2 protein-coding genes are annotated in these 915 nt (G+C 44.2%); both read left to right on the forward strand.

What is annotated here, in order from left to right; translation table 11 throughout:
- Positions 1–131 (forward strand): transposase (locus tag EI161_RS14480; RefSeq protein WP_192529714.1); only part of this gene is annotated, 131 nt, incomplete at its 5' end.
- A gap of 108 nt (positions 132–239) precedes the next feature.
- A partial coding sequence (locus tag EI161_RS14485) for an IS256 family transposase (RefSeq protein ID WP_192529978.1) occupies positions 240–915 on the forward strand: 676 nt, incomplete at its 3' end.

The raw sequence follows: 915 nt of genomic DNA on the forward strand, positions 1-915 counted from the left end.
CGAGGCACCTAATAGAGAACTTCTTTGCCAAGATTAAGCAGTATCGTGCGATTGCCACTCGCTATGATAAGTTAGCCAGTCATTTCCTTAGTGCCATTCACTTAGTTTCTTGTGTCGTTTGGCTTAATTGATGACACGCCCTAGTTCAGGGACAAAAAAGTCATAGTCCTGAGTTTTAGCAACGAGCCTTTCCTAAAAACTGTGTAACTGCTTATAATCCAATAACAGGAGAATAAGCAATGACTACTCAATCTGACATTAAAAAACTGGCCGAGCAAATGGCTAGTAGCATGAAAAGCTTCGATGACATCAAAGACTTCCAAAAGCAGCTCATGCAATCCTTTATCGATACTGCCCTTGAAGCTGAGATGGAAGACCATCTAGGCTACCCCAAGCATGAGAAAGCGGACAAGCCTAACAAGCGCAATGGACACACTAAAAAGACCGTCCGAAGTGACACAGGCGATCTTGAGATCTCCACCCCAAGAGACCGTGACGGCGCTTTTGAACCTGCATTAGTGCGTAAGCATCAAACCCGTATCTCAGGTCTTGATGATAAAATCATATTCCTTTACGCCAAAGGTCAAACCACCACTGAGATTGTAGAGAGTATCAAAGAGCTTTACGACGTCGATATCTCAAGCAGCTTAGTTTCAAGAGTCACTGACAACATCTTAGAGGACATCATCGCATGGCAGAACCGGCCATTGAGTAGTGTTTATCCTATTGTCTATTTGGACTGCATTGTCGTTAAGGTACGTCAAGATAAGCAGATCATTAACAAAGCGATTTACTTAGCTCTAGGTGTCGCTCTTAACGGTAAAAAAGAGCTGCTTGGTATGTGGCTCTCAGAGAATGAAGGCGCCAAGTTCTGGCTAGGCGTTCTCACTGAACTACAAAACCGCGGGGTGCAAG

Source organism: Psychrobacter sp. FME5, assembly GCF_014861375.1.
GTDB lineage: Bacteria > Pseudomonadota > Gammaproteobacteria > Pseudomonadales > Moraxellaceae > Psychrobacter.